This is a genomic window from Streptomyces sp. NPDC092045 (assembly GCF_044756005.1).
Taxonomy (GTDB): domain Bacteria; phylum Actinomycetota; class Actinomycetes; order Streptomycetales; family Streptomycetaceae; genus Streptomyces.
The window spans coordinates 212,864-235,633 of the sequence record NZ_JBIVSC010000008.1 but is presented as its reverse complement, the minus strand read 5'-3'; the positions used below and the strand labels follow the sequence as shown (position 1 = coordinate 235,633).

Here is a 22,770-nt window from a genome sequence, read left to right as displayed (position 1 = left end):
AACGCCCGGTTACATTCCGAACCCGGAAGCTAAGCCTTTCAGCGCCGATGGTACTGCAGGGGGGACCCTGTGGGAGAGTAGGACACCGCCGAACAATTTTTAGCCTCAACCCCCGGACCACGTCCGGGGGTTGAGGCATTTTTGCGTTCCGGGCGCGTTCTACGCTGGTGCCATGCGATACGACTTGGTCATCTTCGACAACGACGGTGTGCTGGTGGACAGCGAGCCGATCTCCAACACCCTGTTGGCCGGCTATCTGACGGAGCTCGGGCACCCCACCTCGTACGAGGACTCGCTGCGCGACTACATGGGGTCCGCCATGCACCGCGTGCACGACCTGGTCGAGGAGCGGACCGGGCAGCGGCTGCCCGCGGACTTCGACGACGTCTTCCACGCGCGCGTCTTCGCCGCGTTCCGGGCCGGGTTGGAGCCCGTGCCCGGCGTCGAGGACGTGTTGAAGCGGCTGGTGGCGGCCGGGGTTCCGTACTGCGTGGCCTCCTCGGGGAGTCACGAGCGGATCAGGGTCGGACACCGGAAGACCGGGCTCGACGCCTGGTTCCGGGACGAGAACGTCTTCAGCTCCGAGGACGTCGGCCGGGGCAAGCCGGCGCCGGACCTCTTCCTGCACGCCGCCGCGCGGATGGGCGTCGAGCCCGGGCGGTGCGTCGTCGTCGAGGACAGCCGGCTCGGCGTGCGGGCCGCCGTGGCCGCCGGGATGGACGTGTACGGGTTCACCGCGATGACGCCCGAGGAGAAGCTCGCCGGGGCCGAGGGGTTCTTCCGGAGGATGGACGAGCTGCCCGCGCTTCTGGGGATGTGATCTCCCTGCCGTCCGGGGCTACCCAGGGGTAGTTTCCGGCCGTACGCTGTGCCGCCATGACGGATGCGCGGTTGCGGCGTGGGCGGGGATCCCTGGCGTTCGGTTTCTTCGTGCAGGGGGTCACCTTCGCCCTGCTCGTGACCCGGATACCCGCGATCCAGGACCGGTACGGGATATCCGACGCGCTGCTGCCCGCCTTCTTGGCGGCCGTGCCGATCCTCGCCGGAGTGGCGAGCGTGACGACCGAGAAGGTCGTCGCCCGGGTGGGGCCGGCCGTAGTACTGCGCTGGTCCCAGCCCTTCGTCCTCCTCGCCCTGCTCGCCGTCGGCGCCGGTACGGAGCTGTGGCAGGCCGCCGTCGCCCTCGGGCTCTTCGGGGTCGCCGTGGGCGCGCTGGACGCGTCCATGAACATGCTCGGCGTGAGCCTCCAGCGGGCGTACGGGCGCAGCATCATGCTCGGCTTCCACGCCGCGTACAGCCTCGGCGGGATCGTGGGGGCCTCGCTGGCCTGGGCCGGGGCGCACTGGCACCTGTCGCTGTTCACGTCCTATCTGCCGGTCGTGGCCGCCCTGTTGCCCCTCGCGCTCGTCGGCAGCCGGTGGTACGCGGCCGGCGGCGGCGGACCCGCGCGGGAGGAGGGCGCGGAGAAGGGGAGCGCCGGGGTCGCGTTCAAGCTGCTGCTGCCGCTCTGCCTGGTGATGAGCTTCGCGTACATCGGGGACTCCACGGTCGCCAACTGGAGCGCCAAGTACCTCCAGGACGTGCTGGGCAGTTCCGAGGAGCTGGCGACCGTGCCGTACAACGCGTACATGGTGACGACGCTCCTCGGGCGGGCCGTCGGGGACTTCGGGGTGAGCCGGTTCGGGGCCGCGGCGGTCGTGCGGGGCGGTGCCGTGCTCGCGGCGCTCGGGTTCGGGCTCGTCGCGGTGGCGCCGGGCGCCTGGGCGGGGATCGCGGCGTTCACGCTCCTCGGGCTCGGGCTCAGCGTCATCGTGCCGCAGACCTTCGCCGCCGCCGGGCGGCTCTTCCCCGGGAACAGCGACGCGGCCGTGGCGCGGCTCAACGTCTTCAACTACGTCGGGTTCCTGATCGGGTCGCCGCTCGTGGGGGCGCTCGGGGACGCGTGGAGCTACCGGGGCGCGATGCTGGTGCCGATGGCGCTCGTCCTGGTGACGGTGGCGTACGCCACGTCGTTCGGCCCGCGAGGGGCCCGATACGGTGGCGGGCATGAGCGGCCGCGCACTGTTGATGTGGGATGAAGCTGTCACGCAGTACGACTTCGGGTCCGAGCATCCGATGGATCCGGTACGGCTCGCGCTGACGATGTCGCTGGTGCGGGCCCACGGGCTCGATCGGGCGGTCGACGTGGTCGCGGCGAAGCCGGCCGGGGACTCGACGCTGCGGCTCGTGCACCGCGAGGACTACGTGGCGGCCGTGCGGGCGGCTTCGGCCGATCCGCGCCACGCGGACCAGGCGTACGGTCTCGGCACGGTCGACGATCCGGCGTTCGCCGGGATGCACGAGGTGTCGGCGCTGATCGCCGGGCAGTCGGTGGGGGCGGCGGAGGCGATCTGGCGCGGGGAGGCCGCGCACGCGGTCAACTTCTCCGGCGGCCTGCACCACGCGATGCCCGGGGCGGCGGCCGGCTTCTGCATCTACAACGACGCCTCGCTCGCCATCGCCCGGCTGCTCGAACTGGGCGCGGAGCGGGTGGCGTACGTGGACGTGGACGTGCACCACGGGGACGGGGTGCAGGCGGCGTTCTGGGAGGACCCGCGGGTCCTGACGGTCTCGCTGCACGAGCACCCGAGGACGCTGTTCCCGCAGACCGGCTGGCCGGAGGAGACCGGTGCGCCGGGGGCCGGCGAGGGCGGGGCCGTGAACGTGGCGCTGCCGGCCGGGACCGGGGACGCGGGGTGGCTGCGGGCCTTCCACGCGGTCGTGCCGGAGCTGATCGCGGACTTCCGGCCGCAGGTCCTCGTGACGCAGCACGGGGCGGACACGCACTTCGAGGACCCGCTCGCCCACCTGGCGGTCTCCCTCGACGCCCAGCGGGCGGTCCAGGAGGCCTGTCACGAGCTGGCGCACGAGCACGCCGGGGGCCGGTGGCTGGCGCTCGGCGGCGGCGGGTACGCCGTGGTCGACGTCGTGCCCCGGTCGTGGACGCACCTGGTGGGGATCGCGGCGCACGCGCCCGTGGACCCCGGGTCGGTGATCCCCTCGTCCTGGCGGGACGAGGTGTACGCGCGGACGCGGCAGCCGGGCCCCGCGCGGATGACGGACGGCCGGTGGCCGGTGGCCTTCCGGGACTGGTCCGAGGGGTACGACCCGGCGGACCGGCTCGACCAGGCGGTGATCGCGACCCGCAGGGCCGCCTTCCCGCTGCGGGGCCTGCTGGCCTGAAGCGCCGCCCGTCCGGGGAGCCCCCTACCGGAAGTTACGCCGACGGTGGGGCGTCCTGGGGGTTCGCGTCCCCGGGCGGCCGTGTTCCGGCAGCATCGGAGGGGTGTGGAGCACCGGGGCGCTGCGGGCGCATCTGTTGGCGGCGGGGTTGGCGGGCGCGGTGGCGACCTCGCGGGAGGAGAACCTGCGGAGCTACCGGCTCTTCGCCGCGCGCGACCCCCGGGTGCTGCTCGGGCTCGATCCGGTGCGCGACTGGGACGAGGCCGGGCTGCTGCGGCTCATGGCCGACCGGTGCGGGGTCTCGGGGGATCCGGAGCACCGGTCGGGGCCCGACGCCATCGACCCGGAGCGCACCCTGAGGGGGCTCGACGCCTTCGCGGCGCGGCTGGGCGCGGCGGCGGCGCGGCGGGTTCCGGTGCTCCTGGGCACGGGCCATCCGCACCGGTTGCTCGGTTTCTACGCCGTCCTCGCAGACGCGTTGTCGGCGGCGGGATGTCTTGTCCTCACCCCGGCGCAGGGGAGATGTGTCGACATGACGACCCGGTTCGGCGTACGCACGTACCTCCTGGACTACGCGCGGGGGGTGGCGTTCGTACGGGAACCCGGACCGCCCGGGGGCGGGCGCGCACCGGGGGCGCACTGCCATTCGCCGCTACCGGTCAGGGCCGCCCTGGAGAGCGCGGCCGACTCCGGCGGGCCGCTCCCGGAGCTGGTGGTCGGGGACCACGGATGGGTCTGCGGAGCAGGTCAGCTGGGTATCGAGGCCATCGGGCTCGCCGACACGGACGATCCCGCGCTGTTCGTCGGGGAGGCGGAGGGGCAGGTGTCGGCGGTGGTTCCGCTCGACGACGGCGTGCGCTCCGCCTCGTACCTCCCGCTGACGCGCTATGTACTCAATCGCGCGCGTCTGTCACGGTAAACGGCCGGTGGTGGCTCCTCTTCCCCACTCGTACCACCCGCCCCTACTCTGGATCGTGAGCGCTCGGCGACGAAGAGTCACCGGAGGGGAAGCCGGTGGGCGTCGCGGCGGAAGGTACAGGTGGGTCATGGCTGCTGGCGATCGACCTCTCAACGAGGTCAAGTTTCTGACCGTGGCGGAAGTCGCCTCGGTGATGCGCGTCTCGAAGATGACCGTGTACCGCTTGGTGCACAGCGGTCATCTGCCGGCGATCCGGGTGGGCAGGTCCTTCCGGGTGCCCGAGCAGGCGGTGCACGAGTACCTCCGGGAGTCCTACGTGGGGGTGGGGACCGCGTAGCGAGCGCGCGGCACGGTGCCGGGAGAAGTCCGGGAGGACCCCGGGCGGCTCCCGGGAGAGCCGGATATTGCCCTCGGATTACGAGCGAGGTGCTCGGGACGGTAGGCTAGGCCGACGTAGGTCGTGTGGGCCCAGACGCCCCGCACCGATTCCCGCCGAGGCGGGAATGTTCCGAGAAGTGAGCGAGGGTAGTCGTGGGCTCTGTTATCAAGAAGCGGCGCAAGCGGATGGCGAAGAAGAAGCACCGCAAGCTGCTCAAGCGCACGCGCGTTCAGCGTCGCAACAAGAAGTAAGGCGACCGCTGCACCGCAGCATTCAGTGCGTCGGGCGTGGCCCTTCACCGTTCGCGGTGGAGGGCCACGTCTTTTATTGCGCGGAAATCTGAAAGCGCTACGGTGGCGCCTACGGAACCGGCGGAACCCGGCGGGACCGGAAGCGTTCCACGGAAGACCGAAGACGGACGGAAGGCGCTGATCTTGGGCAGGGTCGTGCTCGTCACCGGTGCCGCCCGGCACCTCGGCGGCCGCTTCGTGCGGCGGATCCAGCGGGACCCCGAGGTGGAGCGGGTGATCGCGGTCGACGCTGTCGACCCGGCGCACCAGCTCGGCGCCGCCGACTTCGTACGGGTGGACATCCGCCGGCCCGAGATCGCGAAGGTGCTCGCGGAACACGACGTCGACACGGTGGTCCACCTGGACGTCACCGGGACGGCCCTGGGCGGGGGCGGCCGGACGTCGGTCAAGGAGACCAACGTCATCGGCACCATGCAGCTCCTCGGCGCCTGCCAGAAGTCGCCGCGGATCGGGCGCCTCGTCGTCAAGTCCAGTACGAGCGTGTACGGCTCCGCGCCGCGCGACCCGGCCGTCTTCACCGAGACGACGCCCGCGAAGGCGCTGCCGAGCGGGGGCTTCGCGAAGGACGCCGTCGAGGTCGAGGGATACGTGCGGGGCTTCGCCCGGCGCCGTCCGGACGTGGCCGTGTGCGTGCTGAGGTTCGCGAACATCCTGGGCCCCCGGATCGACTCCCCGCTGACCGAGTACCTGGCGCTGCCCGTCCTGCCGACCGTCCTCGGCTACGACCCGCGGCTGCAGTTCGTCCACGAGGACGACGTGATCGACGTCCTGCGGCTCGCGGCGCACGAGCCGCGGCGGGCCACCCAGAACAGCGGCACCTTCAACGTGGCCGGGGACGGGGTGCTGCTCCTGTCCCAGTGCGCGCGGCGGCTCGGCCGGCCGACGGTCCCGGTGCTCCTCCCGGCGGTCACCTGGGTGGGGACGGCGCTGCGCACGGTCGGGGTCACCGACTTCGCGCCCGAGCAGATCCGGCTGCTCACCCACGGCCGGGTCGTCTCCACGGTCCACACGCGCGAGGTCTTCGGCTTCTCGCCCCGGCACACCACGGCGGAGGCCTTCGCGGACTTCGCGCGCGGCCGGGGACGGGGGCTGCTGCCGCCCGGGGCGCTGGCGGCGGCGGTGGACCGGCTGGCCGGGCACCTGGTCCCGGCCGCCGCCCCTTCTCCTTCCGGAGCTCCCACAGTTCACGACGGCGCCTGAGGAGGCCCGACTGCGATGGCGGACGCCAAGGTCATTCCCTTCGACGACGACCGCTCACGGGCGCGCCGGCGGTCCGCCCGGGCCGACGGCGAGGCGGCGGCCGTACGGGCCCTGCCGGGGCCGCAGGAGCCGGAACTCCCCGGCGCCCGGGCGGCGGTGGAGGAGCCGGCCGGGCCCGCCGCCCCGGAGCCGCCGGCCGCCGGGGGCGACTGGGAGCGGCGGCTCGCGGGCGGACTCGCGTTCCTGCGGCGGCGGATCACCGGCGACTACGAGGTCGACGAGTTCGGCTACGACGAGGAGCTCACCGACCAGGTCCTGATGTCGCTGCTGCGCCCGCTGTACGAGAAGTACTTCCGGGTGGAGGTGAAGGGCGTCGAGAACATCCCCGACGAGGGCGGGGCGCTGATCGTCGCCAACCACTCGGGGACGCTGCCGCTGGACGGGTTGATGATGCAGGTCGCCGTCCACGACCACCACCCGGCGGGGCGTCACCTGCGGCTGCTCGCGGCGGACCTGGTCTTCGTGCTGCCGGTCGTCAACGAGCTGGCGCGCAAGGCGGGGCACACCCTGGCGTGCGCGGAGGACGCGGAGCGGCTGCTGCGCTCGGGCGAGATCGTCGGGGTCATGCCGGAGGGCTTCAAGGGGATCGGGAAGCCCTTCGGGGAGCGGTACAAGCTCCAGCGGTTCGGGCGGGGCGGGTTCGTCTCGACGGCGCTGCGGGCCGGGGTGCCGATCGTGCCCTGCTCGATCGTGGGCGCGGAGGAGATATACCCCATGGTGGGGAACGCCAGGACGCTGGCGCGGATCCTGGGCCTGCCGTACTTCCCGCTGACCCCGACCTTCCCGTGGCTGGGACCGCTGGGGGCGCTGCCGCTGCCGACGAAGTGGACGATCCAGTTCGGGGAGCCGATCCCGACGGACTCGTACGCGCCGGAGGCGGCGGAGGACCCGATGCTGATGTTCAACCTGACGGACCAGGTGCGGGAGCAGATCCAGCACACGCTGTACAAGCTGCTGGTGCAGCGGAGGTCGGTGTTCTTCTGAGGCGACGAGGATGTCGGCTGCGGGCTGCTCCGTCGGCCGGAGGCCGGCGCAGCCTTCCGAAGGCTGTGGGGCCCCTCGGGCCGAGCAGTGCGGGGAGGGCGGAGGGAGAGGGGCCAAGCCGCGGGTGCGGCGGAGGTCGGTGTTCTTCCGGGCGCCCTGGCCGGGGGCGGGAGCACCGGTGCACGAGGAAGGGGCGCCCCCCGTCCGTGGGGGCGCCCCTTCCTCGTGTCAGCGAGCGTCCTCGCTGTCGATGCCGAGGCCCGGAAGCAGGCCCGGCAGGATGGGCGGGATGGTGACGTCGGGGACGTCCGGGGCCGGCTGGTCCGCCGCCGGCGGGGACGTGGGCGTCCCGGTCGGGGAGGGCTTGAGCAGGCCGCCGGTGCCGCCGCCGATGAGGCCGTCGTCCTTCGGCGGGGCGGTGGTGCCGCTGTCCGTGCCCGGGCCGGTGTCCGTGCCGGGTCCCGACGGGCGGGGCGCGGTGGACGGGTTGCCGGAGGAGGGCGTCTCCCGGCCGGCCGGCGGCCGCTGGGTGTCCGTCTTCCCGGCGTCCTGCGACGTGCTGGGGGTGCTGCGCGGACCCTCGGTGCCGACCGCGCCCCTCTCGGGGACGCGGGGGAGCACCGACTGGAGCGGCTCGACCTCTTCGTCTATGGCGTCGAAGACGTGCGTGACCTCGCTGCCGACGTCCGCGAGCTGGACGGGGAGCCGGTCGCGGAGGCCGTCCCAGGTGTCCCGGTGGGCCTGGGCGAAGGAGTTGAGCCGGGCCATCGGGGCGATGGCGCCGTCCCGCTCGTACGCCTGGCGCAGGAGCCGGTGGCCCTCGGCGGCGTCGTGCTTCATCCCGCCCAGGACGCGGCGGATCTCGGCGAGCGACTCGTGGTCGAGGTCGCCCGCGCGGCCGCGCTCCATGAGGCGGCGGGCCTCGCTGAGGCGGGTGGAGGCCTGGTCGAGGTAGATGCCGCCGCGGTCCGCGTCGTCGTCCGCCATGCCCAGCTTGATGTCCTCCATCCCGCGCTTCAGCCCGTAGAGCGAGTCCCCGGGGAGGGCGTCGGAGCTGGCGGCGGCCACTCCGCCGAAGGCCCCCGCGGCCACGCCGACCGTGAGGCCGCCGGCGGCGAGCCCCTTGGACCAGCGGGAACGGGGGCGGAGCTTCCGGAGCGGGGACGCCCGGTGGGCTCCCTTGCCGGTGGACGTCCGCTGCTCGGGGACCGTGGGGCCCGCCGCCGCGCCCCCTTCCATGAGCATCGCTTCCATGGCGGCGACCAACTGGGCCCGCTGCACCACTTTGACCTCGGGGTCCAGCTGCGGCTTGGGCAGCTCGCCGAGTCCGTTCGCCAAGGCCAGCAGCCGTCCCTGCTCCGCAGGTTCGGCCGGTGGGGCCGGGGCCTCGGGCTGCTCGGCCGCAGCGCCCTCGGACGCCCGGTCCTCCAGGGCCTGGGCGAAGGCGTTCGCCCGCCGGTGCGCCGATACGTTCGCGATCACTGGCGGCACCTCCTCTCGTCATGACGGTCGACTCCCCGGGGTGTCCGGAGGGTTGCACACCTTGAGCGCATCCACACGAAAGAGTGAGTGACTGCGGGCAGGGCGTGACCACGGGGAGCCTGCATCCCGCACAACGAGCGGCGCGGCACTTGGGTTACGCGCGAGAGATGATCGGACCAGTGCGTCATCGGGGCGTCACCGACTGTGAGTTGGACGGGGGTCGGGGGCATGTGGGGGGAAGGGGGCGGGCCGCGGACCGGGGCGGGTCACGGTGGGACGTGCGCGGGGGAGCCGCGCGGCCGGCGGCCGGCGCCCCCGGTCAGCGGGCGTCGTCGGGGAGGAGCCGGGCCAGGGTGCGGACCGCCCGGTACTGGAGGGTCTTGATCGCCCCCTCGTTCTTCCCCATGACGCGGGCGGTCTCGGCGACCGAGAGGCCCTGGAGGAAGCGCAGGGTCACGCACTCCTGCTGCTGGGGGTTGAGGCGGCGGACCGCGTCGAGGAGGGCGGCGTTGGAGAGGGACTCCAGGACGGAGTCCTCCGGGCTGCGTTCCACCTCGTTGGCGTCGAGCATCTCGCCGGTGGTGACCTCGAGCCGGAAGCGGCTGGACTTGAAGTGGTCGGCGACCAGGTTCCTGGCGATGGTGACGAGCCAGGCGCCGAAGTCGCGGCCCTGCCAGGTGAAGGTCGAGATCCGGCGCAGCGCGCGCAGGAAGGTCTCGCTGGTCAGGTCCTCCGCCGTCGCCTTCCCGCCGACGCGGTAGTAGATGTAGCGGTAGACCGTGTCGCTGTACTGGTCGTACAGGCGGCCGAAGGCCTCGGCCTCGCCCGCCTGGGCCCGTTCGACCAGGTCCATCATGCGGGCGCTGTCGCTGTCCGCGGCGGGACGGCGGGAGGCGGTCGAGGTGCCGGAACGGGCGCCGCGTCTGCCCACGGCGGCGCCGCCGTCGGCCAGGGCGTAGCAAGGTCCGACGGGTGCCGGTGCGGCGAAGGCGAAAGCGGGGGCGGGGCCGGCGTACGCGGTGGGGACGAAGCCGCGCAAGTGGTCGAGGACCGTTGCGCGCAGCGTAGCCAGGCCCGAGGTGTCAACCCCGACGTGTGGGTACACGGGACTCCCAGAGGCAGAGCTTCCATCACGTGCAGTGCGGGACCGTTCACCCGTCGTGGCGACGTGAGGGGTCCTTTGTGCGTCTGAGGAGAATAACGCTTCGTACAGGCGGCGCTACACCCAGTTGCAGAAATCGCCGGTTCCGTCGTATCTGTTACTGCTTGCAGTCGGATCAAGGTCCAGTTGGTGACTGGTTGTTGATCGGTCTGCTTTCGAATGTGATCACGTGCACGCTCTGTTGTGCTCAAGTGAGAGATGCGCGAGTGATCGGGGCCGCTGCGGGGTAAGGGGCCGGGAATGCCCGGGAGTCGACCTGTGCGGTGCTGTTCGACCACGGACGGGTGAGGGCGCCCGGTCCGGGGTTGTCGCAGATGATCGCAGCCGAAACGTATCGGCGGGGGCGGGGCGAGGGCGGGCGCGGGGGCCTTGTCGGCGGGCGCGGGGGTCCCGTCGCGGACGGGGCCGTCAGGAGCGCTTCGGGGCCGGCGGCGGCCCCCGGGGTCAGTGGCGGCGGCGGTGCAGGGCGACCGCGGCGGCGGTGCCGCCGGCCAGCGCGCCCAGGCCCGCGGCGGCGGGGATGCCGACCTTGGCGGCCTTGCGCCCGGTCCGGTAGTCGCGCAGCCGCCACTCCCGTTCCTTCGCGTGCCTCCGGAGCTTGGCGTCCGGGTTGATCGCGTACGGGTGCCCGACGAGCGAGAGCATCGGGATGTCGTTGTGCGAGTCGCTGTACGCGGCGCAGCGGCCCAGGTCCAGGCCCTCGGCGGCGGCGAGCGCCCGTACCGCCTCGGCCTTGGCCGGTCCGTGCAGGGGCTCGCCGACCAGCCGGCCGGTGTAGACGCCGCCGACGGACTCCGCGACCGTGCCGAGCGCGCCGGTCAGGCCGAGCCGGCGGGCGATGATCGTGGCCGTCTCGACCGGGGCGGCCGTGACGAGCCACACCTTCTGGCCCGCGTCCAGGTGCGCCTGGGCGAGGCCGCGGGTCCCGGGCCAGATGCGGTCGGCCATGTACTCGTCGTAGATCTCCTCGCCGATGCTCATCAGCTCGGAGACCCGGTGGCCCTTGACGATGGACAGGGCGCTCTCGCGGGCGTCCTGCATGTGCTCGGGGTCCTCGACGCCGGCGAGCCGGAACCAGGCCTGCTGCCAGGCGAAGCGGGCGAGTTCGTTGCGCCGGAAGAACTTCCGCTTGTACAGGCCGCGGCCGAAGTGGAAGATCGCGGCGCCCTGCATCACGGTGTTGTCGAGGTCGAAGAAGGCCGCCGCCCGCACGTCGCCGACGACCGGGAACTCGGGCTCCGCGGGCGGTTCGGCCGAGGCCTCCTCCCGCTCCCGTTCCAGCTGGAGCGAGGTCTTGCGCGCTGCCTCGGCAGCGGCCTCGCCTGCGAGGACGCTGCGCGCGGTGGCGGAGCGCCTACGAGGGGTGAGCCATCCCAGAGCGGCCATGCCGTGAGCATAGCCAGTCTGTTCGGTACTTCCCGACTTGTGACGATGCCGCGGAGTGAACAGTGCGGAACCCCCTTGTTAATCGGATCACGTCCGGACGGACCGGGAAGCGGCTCCGGCGGGCGGGGACGACGGCCGGAAGCGGCCCCGGCGGGCGGGCCCGGTCCCGGCGGCGGGACAGAATGGGCGCCATGTTCGGACGGAAGAAGAAGGCGGACGCCGGGGCGCGGACCGTGACCCTCGTCGGCAGGCCGGGATGTCATCTCTGCGACGACGCGCGGGCGGTGGTCGAGGCCGTGTGCGCGGAGACCGGGGCGTCCTGGGAGGAGAAGGACATCACCCGCGACGAGGAGCTGTACCGGGCGTACTGGGAGCAGATCCCCGTCGTCCTGGTCGACGGGGAGCAGCACACCTTCTGGCGGGTGGACGCCGACCGGCTCCGGCGCGAACTGGGTGCGTGACCGGAACCCGGTTACCATCATGGACGTTTTGTTGGGCTTCGGGGGCGGCGTCGTGAGGAGAGTGTGCGGTTTTGCCCCCTTCGGGTTCTCAACGCGCCGAGCTCCTCCGCGGTTCCGCGACGGCGGGAACCGGCCGCGTGACCCCGGTCACTTTGGCCGGACAAAACGGACACCATCTTTGTGCACGCGTTCACAAAGACATAGCCTGCATTCGACGGGGCGGTCTTGGGACATATGGCCGCCTGCAGCCCCGCTCATCCCGCAGGAGCACCGTGGCAACTGGCCGAACTCACCGACCGGCGACCCGTAGCCGAGGAATTCCCGAGGCCACCGTCGCCCGGCTTCCGCTGTATCTGCGCGCGCTGACCGCGCTCTCGGAGCGCTCCGTACCCACGGTCTCCTCCGAGGAGCTCGCGGCCGCGGCGGGCGTCAACTCCGCGAAGCTGCGCAAGGACTTCAGCTACCTCGGCTCCTACGGCACCCGCGGGGTCGGCTACGACGTCGAGTACCTCGTCTACCAGATCTCCCGCGAGCTCGGCCTCACCCAGGACTGGCCCGTCGTCATCGTCGGCATCGGCAACCTCGGCGCCGCCCTCGCCGGTTACGGCGGCTTCGCCTCCCGCGGCTTCCGCGTCGCCGCGCTGATCGACGCCGACCCCGCCATGACCGGCAGGCCCGTCGCCGGCATCCCCGTCCAGCACAGTGACGACCTCGAACGGATCATCGAGGAGGACGGCGTCTCCATCGGCGTCATCGCCACCCCCGCGGGCGTCGCCCAGCAGGTCTGCGACCGCCTCGTGGCCGCCGGCGTCACCTCCATCCTGAACTTCGCCCCGACCGTCCTCTCCGTGCCCGACGGCGTCGACGTGCGCAAGGTCGACCTCTCCATCGAGCTCCAGATCCTCGCCTTCCACGAGCAGCGCAAGGCCGGCGAGGAGGCCGGGGCCGACGGCGGCCCCGCCGCGGACGCCGACGCCGCGCCCGCCGCCGTACCGCCCGCCCCCCGCGGCGCCACGGGCGGCAGCCGCAAGGGACCCGACGGGGACGTCCCCGCCGTGATGCCGGCATGAGCCTCCTCGTCGTCGGACTCAGCCACCGCAGCGCCCCCGTCTCCATCCTGGAGCGGGCCGCCCTGCCGGCCGACACCCGCACCAAGCTCCTCCAGGACACCCTCGCCGCCGAACCGGCCACCGAGGGCACCGTCCTGGCCACCTGCAACCGCATCGAGCTCTACGCCGACGTCGACAAGTTCCACGCCGGCGTCGCCGAGCTGTCCACCCTCCTCGCCCAGCACAGCGGCGTCGGCCTGGACGAGCTCACCCCCTACCTCTACGTGCACTACGAGGACCGGGCCGTCCACCACCTCTTCTCGGTGGCCTGCGGCCTGGACTCCATGGTCGTCGGCGAGGGCCAGATCCTCGGCCAGATCAAGGACGCCCTCGCCCTCGGCCAGGAGCTGCACACCGCCGGACGCCTCCTCAACGACCTCTTCCAGCAGGCCCTGCGGGTCGGCAAGCGCGCCCACAGCGAGACCGGCATCGACCGCGCCGGACAGTCGCTCGTCACCTTCGGCCTGGAGCAGCTGGCCGACGGCACCGACGTCGAGACCTGGGCCAAGGGCAAGAAGGCCCTCGTCATCGGCGCCGGCTCGATGTCCTCGCTGGCCGCCGCCACCCTCGCCCGCTCCGGCGTCGCCGAGATCGTCGTCGCCAACCGCACCCTCGCCCGCGCCGAGCGCCTCGCCCGGATCCTGAGCGAGCCCGGCGGCACGGGAGCCGCCGCACGCGCGGCCGAGATGGTTGCCGTCGGCGACGAACTGCACCGCGCCGACGTCGTCGTCTCCTGCACCGGAGCCACCGGACTCGTCCTCACCGGCGACGACGTCGCCGACGCCGTGCGGGACCGCGAGGCACCCCTCGCCCTGCTCGACCTCGCCATGCCCCGCGACATCGACGCCGCCGCCCACCGCGTCCCCGGCGTCCGGCTCGTCGACATCGAATCGCTCGCCGAGGCCTCCGCCGACGCGCCCATGGCCGCCGACGTCGACCAGGTCCGGGCCATAGTCTCCGACGAGGTCGCCGCCTTCGGCGCCGCCCAGCGCGCCGCCCACATCACCCCCACCGTCGTCGCCCTGCGCGCCATGGCCGCCGACGTGGTCACCAGCGAGGTCGCGCGCCTCGAAGGCCGGCTCCCCGGCCTCGACGAGAAGCAGCGCGCCGAGATCACCCAGACCGTGCGCCGCGTGGTCGACAAGCTCCTGCACGCGCCGACCGTGCGGGTCAAGCAGCTCGCCAGCGAGCCCGGCGGCGCCGGGTACGCGGACGCGCTGCGGACACTCTTCGACCTCGACCCGGAGACGGTCGCCGCCGTCAGCCGGGCCGACCTGAATGACGCCGACGTCAAGAACCGAGGGCGAGTATGACCGAGAGGGCACTGAGGCTCGGGACCAGGCGCAGCAAGCTCGCCATGGCCCAGTCCGGGCACGTGGCCGACGCCGTACGGCAGCTGACCGGCCGGCCCGTCGAGCTCGTGGAGATCACGACGTACGGGGACACCTCCCGCGAGCACCTCGCGCAGATCGGCGGCACCGGCGTCTTCGTCGCCGCCCTGCGCGACGCGCTGCTCGCCGGCGAGGTGGACTTCGCCGTCCACTCGCTGAAGGACCTGCCGACCACCCCGCACCCCGACCTCGTCGTGGCCGCGATCCCCCGCCGCGAGGACCCCCGCGACGTGCTGATCGCCCCCGACGGCATCACGCTGGACCGGCTGCCCCGGGGTGCCCGGGTCGGCACCGGATCGCCGCGCCGCATGGCCCAGCTGCACGCCTACGCGCGCAGCCACGGCCTGGAGCTCACCTGCGTCCCGATCCGGGGCAACATCGACACCCGCGTCGGCTACGTCCGCAGCGGAGAACTCGACGCGGTGGTCCTCGCCGCGGCCGGACTCAACCGCATCGGCGGCACCGAGGAGCTCACCGGCTCCCTCACGGTCGACCGCCTCCCGGTCGACTCCGTGCTGCCCGCCCCCGGCCAGGGGGCCCTCGCCGTCGAGTGTCCGGCGTCCGACGCCGGACTCGTCGCCGCGCTCGCCGCTCTCGACGACCCGCACACGCGGGTCGCCGTGACCGCCGAGCGCTCCCTGCTCGCCGCCCTGGAGGCCGGCTGTTCCGCACCCGTGGGTGCGCTCGCCGACCTGCTGGCCGACGACCCCGGTCACGGGCAGGCTGTCACCGAAATGCGCCTGCGCGGCGTCGTCGGCACCACCGACGGCTCGACGCTGGTGCAGCTGTCCACCACCGGACCCGTACCCACCTCGCACGACGAGGCCATGGCGCTCGGACGCGTACTCGCGGACGAGATGCTCGCCAAGGGTGCGGCCGGTCTTATGGGGGAGCGAGCACTTTGAACCCCACCAGTCCGACCACCAGCCCCCTGTCCCCGGCCTTCGCGGGCCACGGACACGTCACGTTCCTCGGCGCGGGACCGGGCGACCCCGGACTCCTGACCCTCCGGGCCGTCGAGGCCCTCGCGGGGGCGGACGTCCTGATCGCCGAGCCCGAGGTCCTCGACGTCGTCCGCGGCCACGCGCGCGCGGGGGTGAGCACGCCGGAGCTGGCGGTCGTCGACGAGGCGTCAACAGCCGCCGGTGTCCCCGTGTTGAGGGATGCGGCCAATCTTGTCATGGAGGCCGCGAGGGGCGGCAGGCGGGTCGTCCGTGCGGTGACCGGCGACCCCGGCCTCGACGGCAACGCCGGCGCCGAGATGCTCGCCTGCGCCGCTGAGGGCATCCCCTTCGAGGTCGTCCCCGGCGTCGCCACCGCCGTCGGCGTCCCCGCCTACGCCGGCGTGCCGCTGCGCGACGCCCAGGGCACCGACGTGCGCTTCGTCGACGCCCGCACCGCCGACGAGCGGTGCTGGAGCGAGGTGGGCGCCTCCGACGGCACCGTCGTCGTCTCCACCACCCTCGACGCGATGGCCGCCGCCGCCGGCGAACTGGTCGCGGCCGGCCGCAAGCCGGACACCCCGCTCACCGTCACCGTCGCCGGCACCACCACCCGCCAGCGGACCTGGAACGCCACCCTCGGCACCATCGCCCAGGTCTTCAAGCAGGGCAAGGTCCTCCCCTCGCCCGAGGGCCACCGGCCGGTCATAGCCGTGGTCGGCGAGCGCAGCGCCCCGGCGCAGCGGGACCAGCTGTCGTGGTTCGAGTCCAAGCCGCTCTTCGGCTGGCGGGTCCTCGTGCCGCGCACCAAGGAGCAGGCCGCCTCGCTCTCCGACCAGCTGCGCTCGTACGGCGCCGTGCCGCACGAGGTCCCGACCATCGCCGTCGAGCCGCCGCGCACCCCTCAGCAGATGGAGCGCGCGGTCAAGGGCCTGGTCACCGGCCGCTACGAGTGGATCGCCTTCACCTCGGTCAACGCCGTCAAGGCCGTCCGCGAGAAGTTCGAGGAGTACGGGCTCGACGCCCGCGCCTTCGCCGGGATCAAGGTCGCCGCGGTGGGCGAGCAGACGGCCGCCGCGCTCGTCGACTTCGGCGTCAAGCCCGACCTGGTGCCCAGCGGCGAGCAGTCCGCCGCCGGACTCCTGGAGGACTGGCCGCCGTACGACCCGGTCTTCGACCCGATCGACCGCGTCTTCCTGCCGCGCGCCGACATCGCGACCGAGACCCTGGTCGCGGGCCTGATCGAGCTCGGGTGGGAGGTCGACGACGTCACCGCCTACCGGACCGTACGGGCCTCGCCGCCGCCGGCCGACACCCGCGAGGCGATCAAGGGCGGCGGCTTCGACGCGGTCCTCTTCACTTCGTCGTCGACCGTGCGAAACCTCGTCGGCATCGCCGGCAAGCCGCACAACGTCACGGTCATCGCCTGCATCGGCCCCGCCACCGCCAAGACGGCGGAGGAGCACGGCCTGCGGGTCGACGTCCTGTCGCCCGAGCCATCCGTCCACAAGCTGGCCGAGGCCCTCGCGGACTTCGGCACGCGCCGCCGCGAGTCCGCCCTGGAGGCGGGCGACCCGGTGACGCGGCCGAGCGAGCGCCGGCCGGGCGCGAGACGGCGCCGGACGACGTAGCGGTTCTCGTTCGCCGGGGTGCGGGTCCCTCACGGGGCCCGCACCCTTCGCGTTCCCGGGTGCTCCGCGCGGCAACACCCTGTCGGCAAGTGCACCGTCCGCGCGGGCGTAGCCTCGGGCGTATGAACTCGTACGGATCCTTTCCCGGGGCGCGGCCGCGGCGGCTGCGGACGACGCCCGCCATGCGGCGGATGGTGGCCGAGACGCGGCTGCATCCCGCCGACCTGATCCTGCCCGCGTTCGTGCGCGAGGGGATCACCGAGCCCGTGCCGATCGGGGCCATGCCCGGCGTCGTGCAGCACACGCGCGACACCCTGCGGAAGGCCGCCGTGGAGGCGCTGGAGGCCGGGGTCTCCGGGATCATGCTCTTCGGCGTGCCCGAGGACGCCAAGAAGGACGGCGCCGGCACCGCCGGCACCGACCCCGACGGGATCCTCCAGGTCGCGATCCGGGACGTGCGGTCCGAGGTCGGCGACGACCTCGTGATCATGTCCGACCTGTGCCTCGACGAGTTCACCGACCACGGCCACTGCGGCGTTCTGGACGCCGAGGGACGGGTCGACAACGACGCCACGCTGGAACGCTACGCCGAGATGGCCCAGGTCCAGGCCGACGCCGGCGTCCACGTCGTCGGCCCCTCCGGAATGATGGACGGCCAGGTCGGCGTGGTCCGCGACGCCCTCGACGCCATCGGCAGGGAGGACGTCGCGATCCTCGCGTACACCGCGAAGTACTCCTCCGCCTTCTACGGCCCCTTCCGCGAGGCCGTCGGCTCCTCCCTCAAGGGCGACCGCAAGACCTACCAGCAGGACCCGGCCAACCTCCGCGAGTCGATGCGCGAGCTCGCGCTCGACCTGGAGGAGGGCGCGGACATGGTCATGGTCAAGCCCGCCGGACCGTACCTCGACGTCCTCGCCAAGGTCGCCGCCACCGTGGACGTGCCCGTGGCCGCCTACCAGATCAGCGGCGAGTACGCGATGGTCGAGGCCGCCGCCGAGAAGGGCTGGATCGACCGCGACAAGGCGATCCTGGAGTCCCTCACCGGCATCCGCCGGGCCGGCGCGCAGATGATCCTGACGTACTGGGCCACCGAGGTCGCGCAGAAGCTGGGCCGCGGGGACTGAGGGCGGGGGACCGGGACCGGGAGCAGGGGCGTGCCGCTCCCGGGAGGCGGTGCCCCGGGGGCGGGTGCCGCGGGGCCGGTGCCGCCGGGGGCCGGTGTCGCCGGGGGACGGCCGTCCTCGTCCCTGGCTGGTGAGGGGACGACGGCCGTCCCCGTCCCTGGCTGGTGGGGGGACGCCGACCGGCGCACCCTGGAGGGGTGGCCGACAGGCATCCCTACCTCGCCGGAGGCGGTCCTCATGACGCACACCCTGGTCGGATGGCACGTGGAGATGGAGTTCCAGGAGGAGGGCGACCGGACCCGGGCCGCCGCCATGGTCCGGCTCGGCGACGGCACCGAGTTCCGGGCCCACGGCACCGCGAACCGGCACCCCTCCGACCCGGACCAACTGCGGGTCGGCGAGGAGATCGCCGGAGCGCGCGCCCTGATGGACCTCGCCTCGCAGCTCCTCCAGAAGGCCCACACGGAGATCGACGCGGTCTCCGGACGCACCTCGCACTCGATCCGGTGACCCACGGCGGTGCGCCGCGCCCCGGAGAACGGGACGCGGCGCACCGGAGACGGCGGGGAACGGGCGCCGGGGTCAGAAGCCCAGGGCGTCCTCCATCGAGCTCTGCCAGTACGTGACCCGGGTGGTGCTGTCCGTGTACGTGCCGGCCGGCAGCTTCAGGACCGCCGGGCCCCCGGCCGAACCGGTGTTGTCGCGCGGGGCGAACCACACGGTCAGCTTCTTCGACGTCCGGCCGTGCTGCCCGCTGCCGTCGGCCGCCGACAGGATCACGGCCGCGTACGCGCTCTCGCCCGGGAACAGCGTGACGACCGCCTGCGGCTTGCTCGCCTGCTCCACCGCGACCGCCGCCTGCCCGTCGTCGAGGCGCAGCACCGGGGCGTAGTAGGCGTTGCACGCCGTCCGGCCGGTGTTGGTGACGGTGAGCAGCGCGTGGTTGAGCGGGCGGCTCACCGGGCTGTAGACGACCCGCACGGCCGACGCGTCGCACGGCCGGTCGGCGGCGTCCTTCCCGCCGTCGCCCTCGCCCTTTCCGCCGTTCTTGCCGGGGGCGGGGGCGGGAGTGGCGCCGGGGGAGCCCTGCGGGGAGGTGCTCCTGTTGCCGGAGGAGTCCGTGCCCGTCGGCGCGTCCGGTGCGTCCGGCTCGGAAGCGGGCGCCGAGGTCGGGGCCTGCGTGGGCGTCGGCGCGGCGGCCGCCGGTGCGGTGGTGGTCGTGGACGAGGCCCGGCCCTCGTCCCTCGTTCCGTCCGCCGAGCCCTGGCAGGCGGTGAGGGAGAGGGCGGCGGCGGTGACGGCCGCCGCGGCGGCGACGCGGACGCGTTGTGTGCGCATGGTGGTGGAACCCCCGTGGTGTCGTTGCTTTTCGGTCGGTCTCCTGCTGCCGCACTGCCCGTTCGACCGGTGCCGTGCGGCGTGGTCCCAGATTGCGGGGCGGCGCATTCCGGCCGCAACGCCGGACGGGCCATGAGGGACGCCGGAACGCTCACGGGTACGGTGACCAGCGGGAACGGACCGTGCCTGGAACGCCGTTCCGGGACGCGAAGGCACCGAACACGGGGAGGGGCACGGTGGCGACCACACCGGAGGCCCAGGAGTTGGGCACGCTGCTGCGGCAGCTCAAGGAACGCTCGGGGCGCAGTTACGGGGTGCTCGCCGGACGGCTGCACGTCAGCACCTCGACCCTGCACCGCTACTGCAACGGCGACGCCGTACCGGCCGAGTTCGCGGTGGCCGAGCGGTTCGCCCGCCTCTGCGGGGCCGAACGCGAGGAACTGATCGAGCTGCACCGACGCTGGATCGTCGCGGACGACGCGCGGACGCGGAGCCGCTCGGCGGCCGCGGCGGTGAGGACGGTTGAGCCGGAGCCGGAGCCGGAGCCGGAGCCGGAGCGGGGGCGAGGGCGGGAGCCGGAGCCGGAGCGGCGGTCGGTGCCGGAGGCGGATCCGGCGCCGGGGTCCGTGATCGTTACGGACGCGAGTGCGGGGCCCGGGGCGGGAGACCTGTCGGGTGCACCCGGCGCACCCGGCACGTCTGACGCACCCGACGTGGCCGAAGTGCCCGGGCCCCCCGGCGTCCCCGGCCGGCCCGACGACCGGAGCGGCGGTGCGCGCCGCCGCCGCGTGCTCGTCGCGCTCGCCGCCGCCGTGGTCGTCGCGGTGGCCGTGCCGGTCGCCGTGTTCGCGTCCGGCGGCGACGGCGGGGGACGGCCGGAGCGGGCGGCGCCGGTGCCCGTCCCGTCCGGTCCGGCGACCGGCGGCGCCCTCCCCGTACGCCCCGGCCCCGCCTCGTCCTCGGCCGCGACTCCGACCCCGAACCCGACCGGCACTCCGACCGGTTCCCCGTCCGGGCCGTCCGACGGCAAGGGAGCCCCGTCCTCCCCGGCCCCTTCGCGGAACCCGTCGCCGACCGCCTCGCGGTCCGGCGCGCCCGCGACCGGCGTCCCGCTGCGCGTCGGCGTCAGCTCGTACAACTGGGAGCATCCCTGCGGCCAGTACTACCTGCTCGACCGCGACCCCGGCACCGTTCCCCCGCCGCCCCCGCCCCAGGACCACCGGGGCTGGGCGCGGTCGCTCGGCGCGGTGGACGGCGGCGGGATGCGCCTCGAACTCACCGCCACCGGCCGCACGGCCGACTCCGTGGTGATCAACAGGATCAACGTCCGGGTGGTGGGGCGCTCCGCCGCGCTGCCCTGGTCGGCGTTCTCGATGGGCGAGGGCTGCGGCAGCGGCGTCGTCCCGCAGACGTTCGCCGTGGACCTCGACCGCGCCCAGCCCGGCGTCCGCCCGGTCGCCGGCCGGAACGGCGACGTCGTCGTCCCCGCCAAGGACTTCCCCTACAAGGTCGCCTCCGACGACCCCCAGGTCCTCCGCTTCGACGTGACCACCACGGCGCACGACGTCAGCTGGTACCTGGAGGTCGAGTGGAGCAGCGGCGACCGCAGGGGCACGGTCCGGGTCGACGACGGCGGCCGTCCCTTCCGCACCAGCGCGACCGCCGGACGCCCCTCGTACATCTGGTGGGTCGACCCGGGCGAATGGCGCGCGGACGAAGGGGGCTGAACGCGGAACGGGCACCTCTCGCGGAGCGAGAAGTGCCCGTCGGGGCGCGGAGGGCCGGAGCCCCCCGGTGGATCAGAGCCGCTCGGGCGTCCGGATGCCCAGGAGCGCCATGCCCCGGTGGAGCGTGCGGGCCGTCAGGTCGCAGAGGAACAGCCGGTTCTCCGCGACCTCCCGCGCCGGCTCCGGCTTGATCACCGGGCACTGGTCGTAGAACGTCGTGTACAGCGAGGCGAGCTGGTACAGGTACGCGGTCAGCTTGTGCGGCGCGTACTCCGCGGCCGCCTCCGCCACCGTCTCCGCGAACCCGTCCAGGTGCAGGCCGAGCGCGCGCTCCGCCGGGGCGAGCTCCAGCTCCGGGTGGGCGACCGGGGTGCGGTCGCCCGCCTTGCCGAAGATCGACCTGACCCGCGCGTACGCGTACTGGAGGTACACCGACGTGTCGCCGTTCAGCGACACCATCTGGTCCAGGTCGAACTTGTAGTCCCGCGCGGCCGACGTCGACAGGTCGGCGTACTTCACCGCGCCGATGCCCACGTACTGCCCGTTCTCGACGATCTCCGCCTCGGTCAGGAGCGACTGCCCGGTCTTCTCCCGGTAGGCCTCCTCCTTCTCGCGGACGACCTCCGTCGCCCGGTCCACGGCCTCGTCGAGCAGGTCCACCAGCCGGACCGTCTCGCCCTCACGGGTCTTGAACGGCTTGCCGTCCTTGCCCAGGACCGTGCCGAAGGCCAGCTGGTGCGCCTTCACCTCGTCGTTCAGCCAGCCCGCCCGGCGGGCCGTCTCGAACACCATCTTGAAGTGCAGGGACTGCCGCGCGTCCACCACGTAGAGCAGGGACGTCGCCTTCAGGTTCCGCACCCGGTCCCGGATCGCCGACAGGTCCGTCGCCGCGTACCCGAAGCCGCCGTCCGACTTCTGCACGATCAGCGGCACCGGGTTGCCGTCCGGGCCCTTCACGTCGTCGAAGAACACGCACAGCGCGCCCTCGGAGCGGACCGCGACGCCCGACTCCTCCAGGATCCGGCAGGTCTCCACGAGCATGTCGTTGTAACCGGACTCGCCGACCACGTCGGTGTCCCGGATGTCCATGTCCAGCTTGTCGAAGACCGAGTAGAAGTAGATCTTCGACTCGTCCACGAACCGCTGCCAGAGCGCGAGCGTCTCCTCGTCACCGGCCTGGAGGTCCACCACGCGCGCGCGGGCCCGCGTCTTGAAGCCCTCGTCCGAGTCGAACAGGACGCGCGACGCCTTGTACAGCCTGTTCAGGTTGGACATCGCCTCCTCGCCCGACACCTCGGACTCCGAGGAGTGGTCCAGCTCGTGCGGGTGCTCGATCAGGTACTGGATGAGCATGCCGAACTGAGTGCCCCAGTCGCCGATGTGGTGGCGCCGGACCACCGTCTCGCCGGTGAACTCCAGGATCTCGACCATCGCCGCGCCGATCACCGCGGACCGCAGGTGGCCGACGTGCATCTCCTTCGCCACGTTCGGCTGCGCGTAGTCGATCACCGTCGTGCCCGCCGACTCGTTGAACGGCACGCCGAGCCGCGCGTCGGCGGCACGGGCCGCCAGGGTCTCCACGATCGCCGCGTCGGTGACCGTGATGTTCAGGAAGCCGGGGCCCGAGACCTCGACCTCCTTCAGGACGTCGTTCGCCGGAATCGCCTCGACGACCTGCGTCGCCAGCTCGCGCGGATTGCCCTTCAGCCGCTTGGCGAGGGCCAGGATGCCGTTCGCCTGGAAGTCGGCCCGGTCGCTACGTCGCAGCAGCGGGTCGGCGGACGCGGCCTCCGGCAGGGCAGCCGAGAGTCCGTCCGCGAGGCGCTGCTGCACGGTCGAAGCGAGGGAAGGGACCGAGGCCATGAGCTTCCGTTTCCGTCGAGAGGTGTCCGGTGGTCTATTTCGCTTGTCAAGTGTCCCACGGGAGAGCAACGTGTTTTCT

General features: G+C 73.2%; 21 protein-coding genes and 1 rRNA gene. 17 read left to right on the top strand and 5 right to left on the bottom strand.

The features are described 5' to 3' along the window. The 9 genes from rrf to ACIQKA_RS21345 all read left to right on the top strand — a co-directional run. A 5S ribosomal RNA gene (gene rrf, locus ACIQKA_RS21385) occupies positions 1-94 on the top strand; the annotation flags it as partial. Between the two features lie 78 nt (positions 95-172). Next, entirely contained in the window at positions 173-820 is a 648-nt protein-coding gene (locus tag ACIQKA_RS21380) for an HAD family hydrolase (protein ID WP_383157511.1), read from the top strand. 56 nt (positions 821-876) lie between these two features. Further along, positions 877-2,079, top strand: a complete 1,203-nt coding sequence (locus tag ACIQKA_RS21375; protein ID WP_383157508.1) for an MFS transporter — start codon at positions 877-879, stop codon at positions 2,077-2,079. After that, the gene (locus ACIQKA_RS21370; RefSeq protein WP_383157506.1) at positions 2,048-3,223 is read left to right on the top strand and encodes an acetoin utilization protein AcuC; all 1,176 of its coding nucleotides are present in this window, start codon (positions 2,048-2,050) and stop codon (positions 3,221-3,223) included. Before ACIQKA_RS21375 ends, ACIQKA_RS21370 begins: the two co-directional genes overlap by 32 nt. 103 nt (positions 3,224-3,326) lie before the next feature. After that, positions 3,327-4,142 (top strand): phosphatase, encoded by an 816-nt coding sequence (locus tag ACIQKA_RS21365; protein ID WP_383430836.1) that lies wholly within the window; start codon positions 3,327-3,329, stop codon positions 4,140-4,142. 127 nt (positions 4,143-4,269) lie between these two features. Continuing rightward, a complete protein-coding gene (locus ACIQKA_RS21360) occupies positions 4,270-4,479 on the top strand; it encodes a helix-turn-helix domain-containing protein (protein ID WP_030219271.1) in 210 nt (69 codons plus the stop codon). 194 nt (positions 4,480-4,673) lie between these two features. Further along, positions 4,674-4,772 (top strand): 30S ribosomal protein bS22, encoded by a 99-nt coding sequence (locus ACIQKA_RS21355; protein ID WP_003948845.1) that lies wholly within the window; start codon positions 4,674-4,676, stop codon positions 4,770-4,772. 183 nt (positions 4,773-4,955) lie between these two features. Continuing rightward, complete coding sequence (locus ACIQKA_RS21350) at positions 4,956-6,032, top strand: NAD-dependent epimerase/dehydratase family protein (protein WP_383157501.1); 1,077 nt, start codon at positions 4,956-4,958, stop codon at positions 6,030-6,032. 15 nt (positions 6,033-6,047) lie between these two features. Beyond that, on the top strand, positions 6,048-7,076 hold the full coding sequence (locus ACIQKA_RS21345) for a lysophospholipid acyltransferase family protein (RefSeq protein ID WP_390110115.1): 1,029 nt from the start codon (positions 6,048-6,050) through the stop codon (positions 7,074-7,076). 228 nt (positions 7,077-7,304) lie between these two features. Here the strand turns inward: ACIQKA_RS21345 and ACIQKA_RS21340 are convergent, their stop codons facing one another. From ACIQKA_RS21340 to ACIQKA_RS21330, 3 genes are all read right to left on the bottom strand, one after another. After that, positions 7,305-8,558 (bottom strand): DUF5667 domain-containing protein, encoded by a 1,254-nt coding sequence (locus tag ACIQKA_RS21340; protein ID WP_383157497.1) that lies wholly within the window; start codon positions 8,556-8,558, stop codon positions 7,305-7,307. Positions 8,559-8,877: 319 nt separating this feature from the next. Continuing rightward, entirely contained in the window at positions 8,878-9,663 is a 786-nt protein-coding gene (locus ACIQKA_RS21335) for an ECF subfamily RNA polymerase sigma factor, BldN family (protein ID WP_383157495.1), read from the bottom strand. Between the two features lie 501 nt (positions 9,664-10,164). Then, positions 10,165-11,106, bottom strand: a complete 942-nt coding sequence (locus ACIQKA_RS21330) for an HAD family hydrolase (RefSeq protein WP_383157492.1) — start codon at positions 11,104-11,106, stop codon at positions 10,165-10,167. Between the two features lie 182 nt (positions 11,107-11,288). On the opposite strand from ACIQKA_RS21330, the gene ACIQKA_RS21325 reads away from it, so the two are divergent. The 7 genes from ACIQKA_RS21325 to ACIQKA_RS21295 all read left to right on the top strand — a co-directional run bounded on the left by ACIQKA_RS21325 (position 11,289) and on the right by ACIQKA_RS21295 (position 18,273). Beyond that, the gene (locus tag ACIQKA_RS21325; RefSeq protein ID WP_383157490.1) at positions 11,289-11,567 is read left to right on the top strand and encodes a glutaredoxin family protein; all 279 of its coding nucleotides are present in this window, start codon (positions 11,289-11,291) and stop codon (positions 11,565-11,567) included. A 272-nt stretch (positions 11,568-11,839) separates the two neighbouring features. Continuing rightward, the gene (locus tag ACIQKA_RS21320; protein WP_383157488.1) at positions 11,840-12,637 is read left to right on the top strand and encodes a redox-sensing transcriptional repressor Rex; all 798 of its coding nucleotides are present in this window, start codon (positions 11,840-11,842) and stop codon (positions 12,635-12,637) included. Continuing rightward, positions 12,634-13,989: a glutamyl-tRNA reductase gene (locus ACIQKA_RS21315; protein WP_383157486.1), complete on the top strand. Its 1,356-nt coding sequence runs from the start codon at positions 12,634-12,636 to the stop codon at positions 13,987-13,989. The genes ACIQKA_RS21320 and ACIQKA_RS21315 overlap by 4 nt, the downstream gene beginning before the upstream one ends. Then, entirely contained in the window at positions 13,986-14,972 is a 987-nt protein-coding gene (gene hemC, locus ACIQKA_RS21310; protein ID WP_383157483.1) for a hydroxymethylbilane synthase, read from the top strand. Before ACIQKA_RS21315 ends, hemC begins: the two co-directional genes overlap by 4 nt. After that, the gene (locus ACIQKA_RS21305) at positions 14,969-16,639 is read left to right on the top strand and encodes a uroporphyrinogen-III synthase (RefSeq protein ID WP_383157481.1); all 1,671 of its coding nucleotides are present in this window, start codon (positions 14,969-14,971) and stop codon (positions 16,637-16,639) included. The genes hemC and ACIQKA_RS21305 overlap by 4 nt, the downstream gene beginning before the upstream one ends. Positions 16,640-16,761: 122 nt before the next feature. Continuing rightward, on the top strand, positions 16,762-17,763 hold the full coding sequence (hemB, locus tag ACIQKA_RS21300; RefSeq protein WP_402541955.1) for a porphobilinogen synthase: 1,002 nt from the start codon (positions 16,762-16,764) through the stop codon (positions 17,761-17,763). Between the two features lie 237 nt (positions 17,764-18,000). After that, positions 18,001-18,273, top strand: coding sequence for a DUF1876 domain-containing protein (locus ACIQKA_RS21295; RefSeq protein WP_383157477.1), 273 nt, complete (start codon positions 18,001-18,003; stop codon positions 18,271-18,273). Positions 18,274-18,345: 72 nt separating this feature from the next. Here the strand turns inward: ACIQKA_RS21295 and ACIQKA_RS21290 are convergent, their stop codons facing one another. Beyond that, the gene (locus ACIQKA_RS21290) at positions 18,346-19,101 is read right to left on the bottom strand and encodes a DUF4232 domain-containing protein (protein ID WP_402541953.1); all 756 of its coding nucleotides are present in this window, start codon (positions 19,099-19,101) and stop codon (positions 18,346-18,348) included. Between the two features lie 236 nt (positions 19,102-19,337). Here ACIQKA_RS21290 and ACIQKA_RS21285 point away from each other — a divergent pair, with 236 nt between their 5' ends. Continuing rightward, on the top strand, positions 19,338-20,828 hold the full coding sequence (locus ACIQKA_RS21285) for a helix-turn-helix domain-containing protein (protein WP_402541952.1): 1,491 nt from the start codon (positions 19,338-19,340) through the stop codon (positions 20,826-20,828). 72 nt (positions 20,829-20,900) lie between these two features. On the opposite strand, the gene argS is transcribed toward ACIQKA_RS21285, so the two are convergent. Continuing rightward, entirely contained in the window at positions 20,901-22,691 is a 1,791-nt protein-coding gene (argS, locus tag ACIQKA_RS21280; protein ID WP_383157470.1) for an arginine--tRNA ligase, read from the bottom strand. Positions 22,692-22,770: the final 79 nt, after the last annotated feature.

Excerpts from the sequence above, each read along its gene's own strand:
- ACIQKA_RS21375 (WP_383157508.1), top strand. The coding sequence starts at position 877 with ATGACGGATGCGCGGTTGCGGCGTGGGCGGGGATCCCTGGCGTTCGGT.
- ACIQKA_RS21380 (WP_383157511.1), top strand. The coding sequence starts at position 173 with ATGCGATACGACTTGGTCATCTTCGACAACGACGGTGTGCTGGTGGAC.
- ACIQKA_RS21295 (WP_383157477.1), top strand. The coding sequence starts at position 18,001 with ATGACGCACACCCTGGTCGGATGGCACGTGGAGATGGAGTTCCAGGAG.
- ACIQKA_RS21360 (WP_030219271.1), top strand. The coding sequence starts at position 4,270 with ATGGCTGCTGGCGATCGACCTCTCAACGAGGTCAAGTTTCTGACCGTG.
- ACIQKA_RS21345 (WP_390110115.1), top strand. The coding sequence starts at position 6,048 with ATGGCGGACGCCAAGGTCATTCCCTTCGACGACGACCGCTCACGGGCG.
- ACIQKA_RS21315 (WP_383157486.1), top strand. The coding sequence starts at position 12,634 with ATGAGCCTCCTCGTCGTCGGACTCAGCCACCGCAGCGCCCCCGTCTCC.
- ACIQKA_RS21290 (WP_402541953.1), bottom strand. The coding sequence starts at position 19,101 with ATGCGCACACAACGCGTCCGCGTCGCCGCCGCGGCGGCCGTCACCGCC.
- ACIQKA_RS21325 (WP_383157490.1), top strand. The coding sequence starts at position 11,289 with ATGGGCGCCATGTTCGGACGGAAGAAGAAGGCGGACGCCGGGGCGCGG.
- argS (WP_383157470.1), bottom strand. The coding sequence starts at position 22,691 with ATGGCCTCGGTCCCTTCCCTCGCTTCGACCGTGCAGCAGCGCCTCGCG.
- ACIQKA_RS21330 (WP_383157492.1), bottom strand. The coding sequence starts at position 11,106 with ATGGCCGCTCTGGGATGGCTCACCCCTCGTAGGCGCTCCGCCACCGCG.
- hemB (WP_402541955.1), top strand. The coding sequence starts at position 16,762 with ATGAACTCGTACGGATCCTTTCCCGGGGCGCGGCCGCGGCGGCTGCGG.
- ACIQKA_RS21370 (WP_383157506.1), top strand. The coding sequence starts at position 2,048 with ATGAGCGGCCGCGCACTGTTGATGTGGGATGAAGCTGTCACGCAGTAC.
- hemC (WP_383157483.1), top strand. The coding sequence starts at position 13,986 with ATGACCGAGAGGGCACTGAGGCTCGGGACCAGGCGCAGCAAGCTCGCC.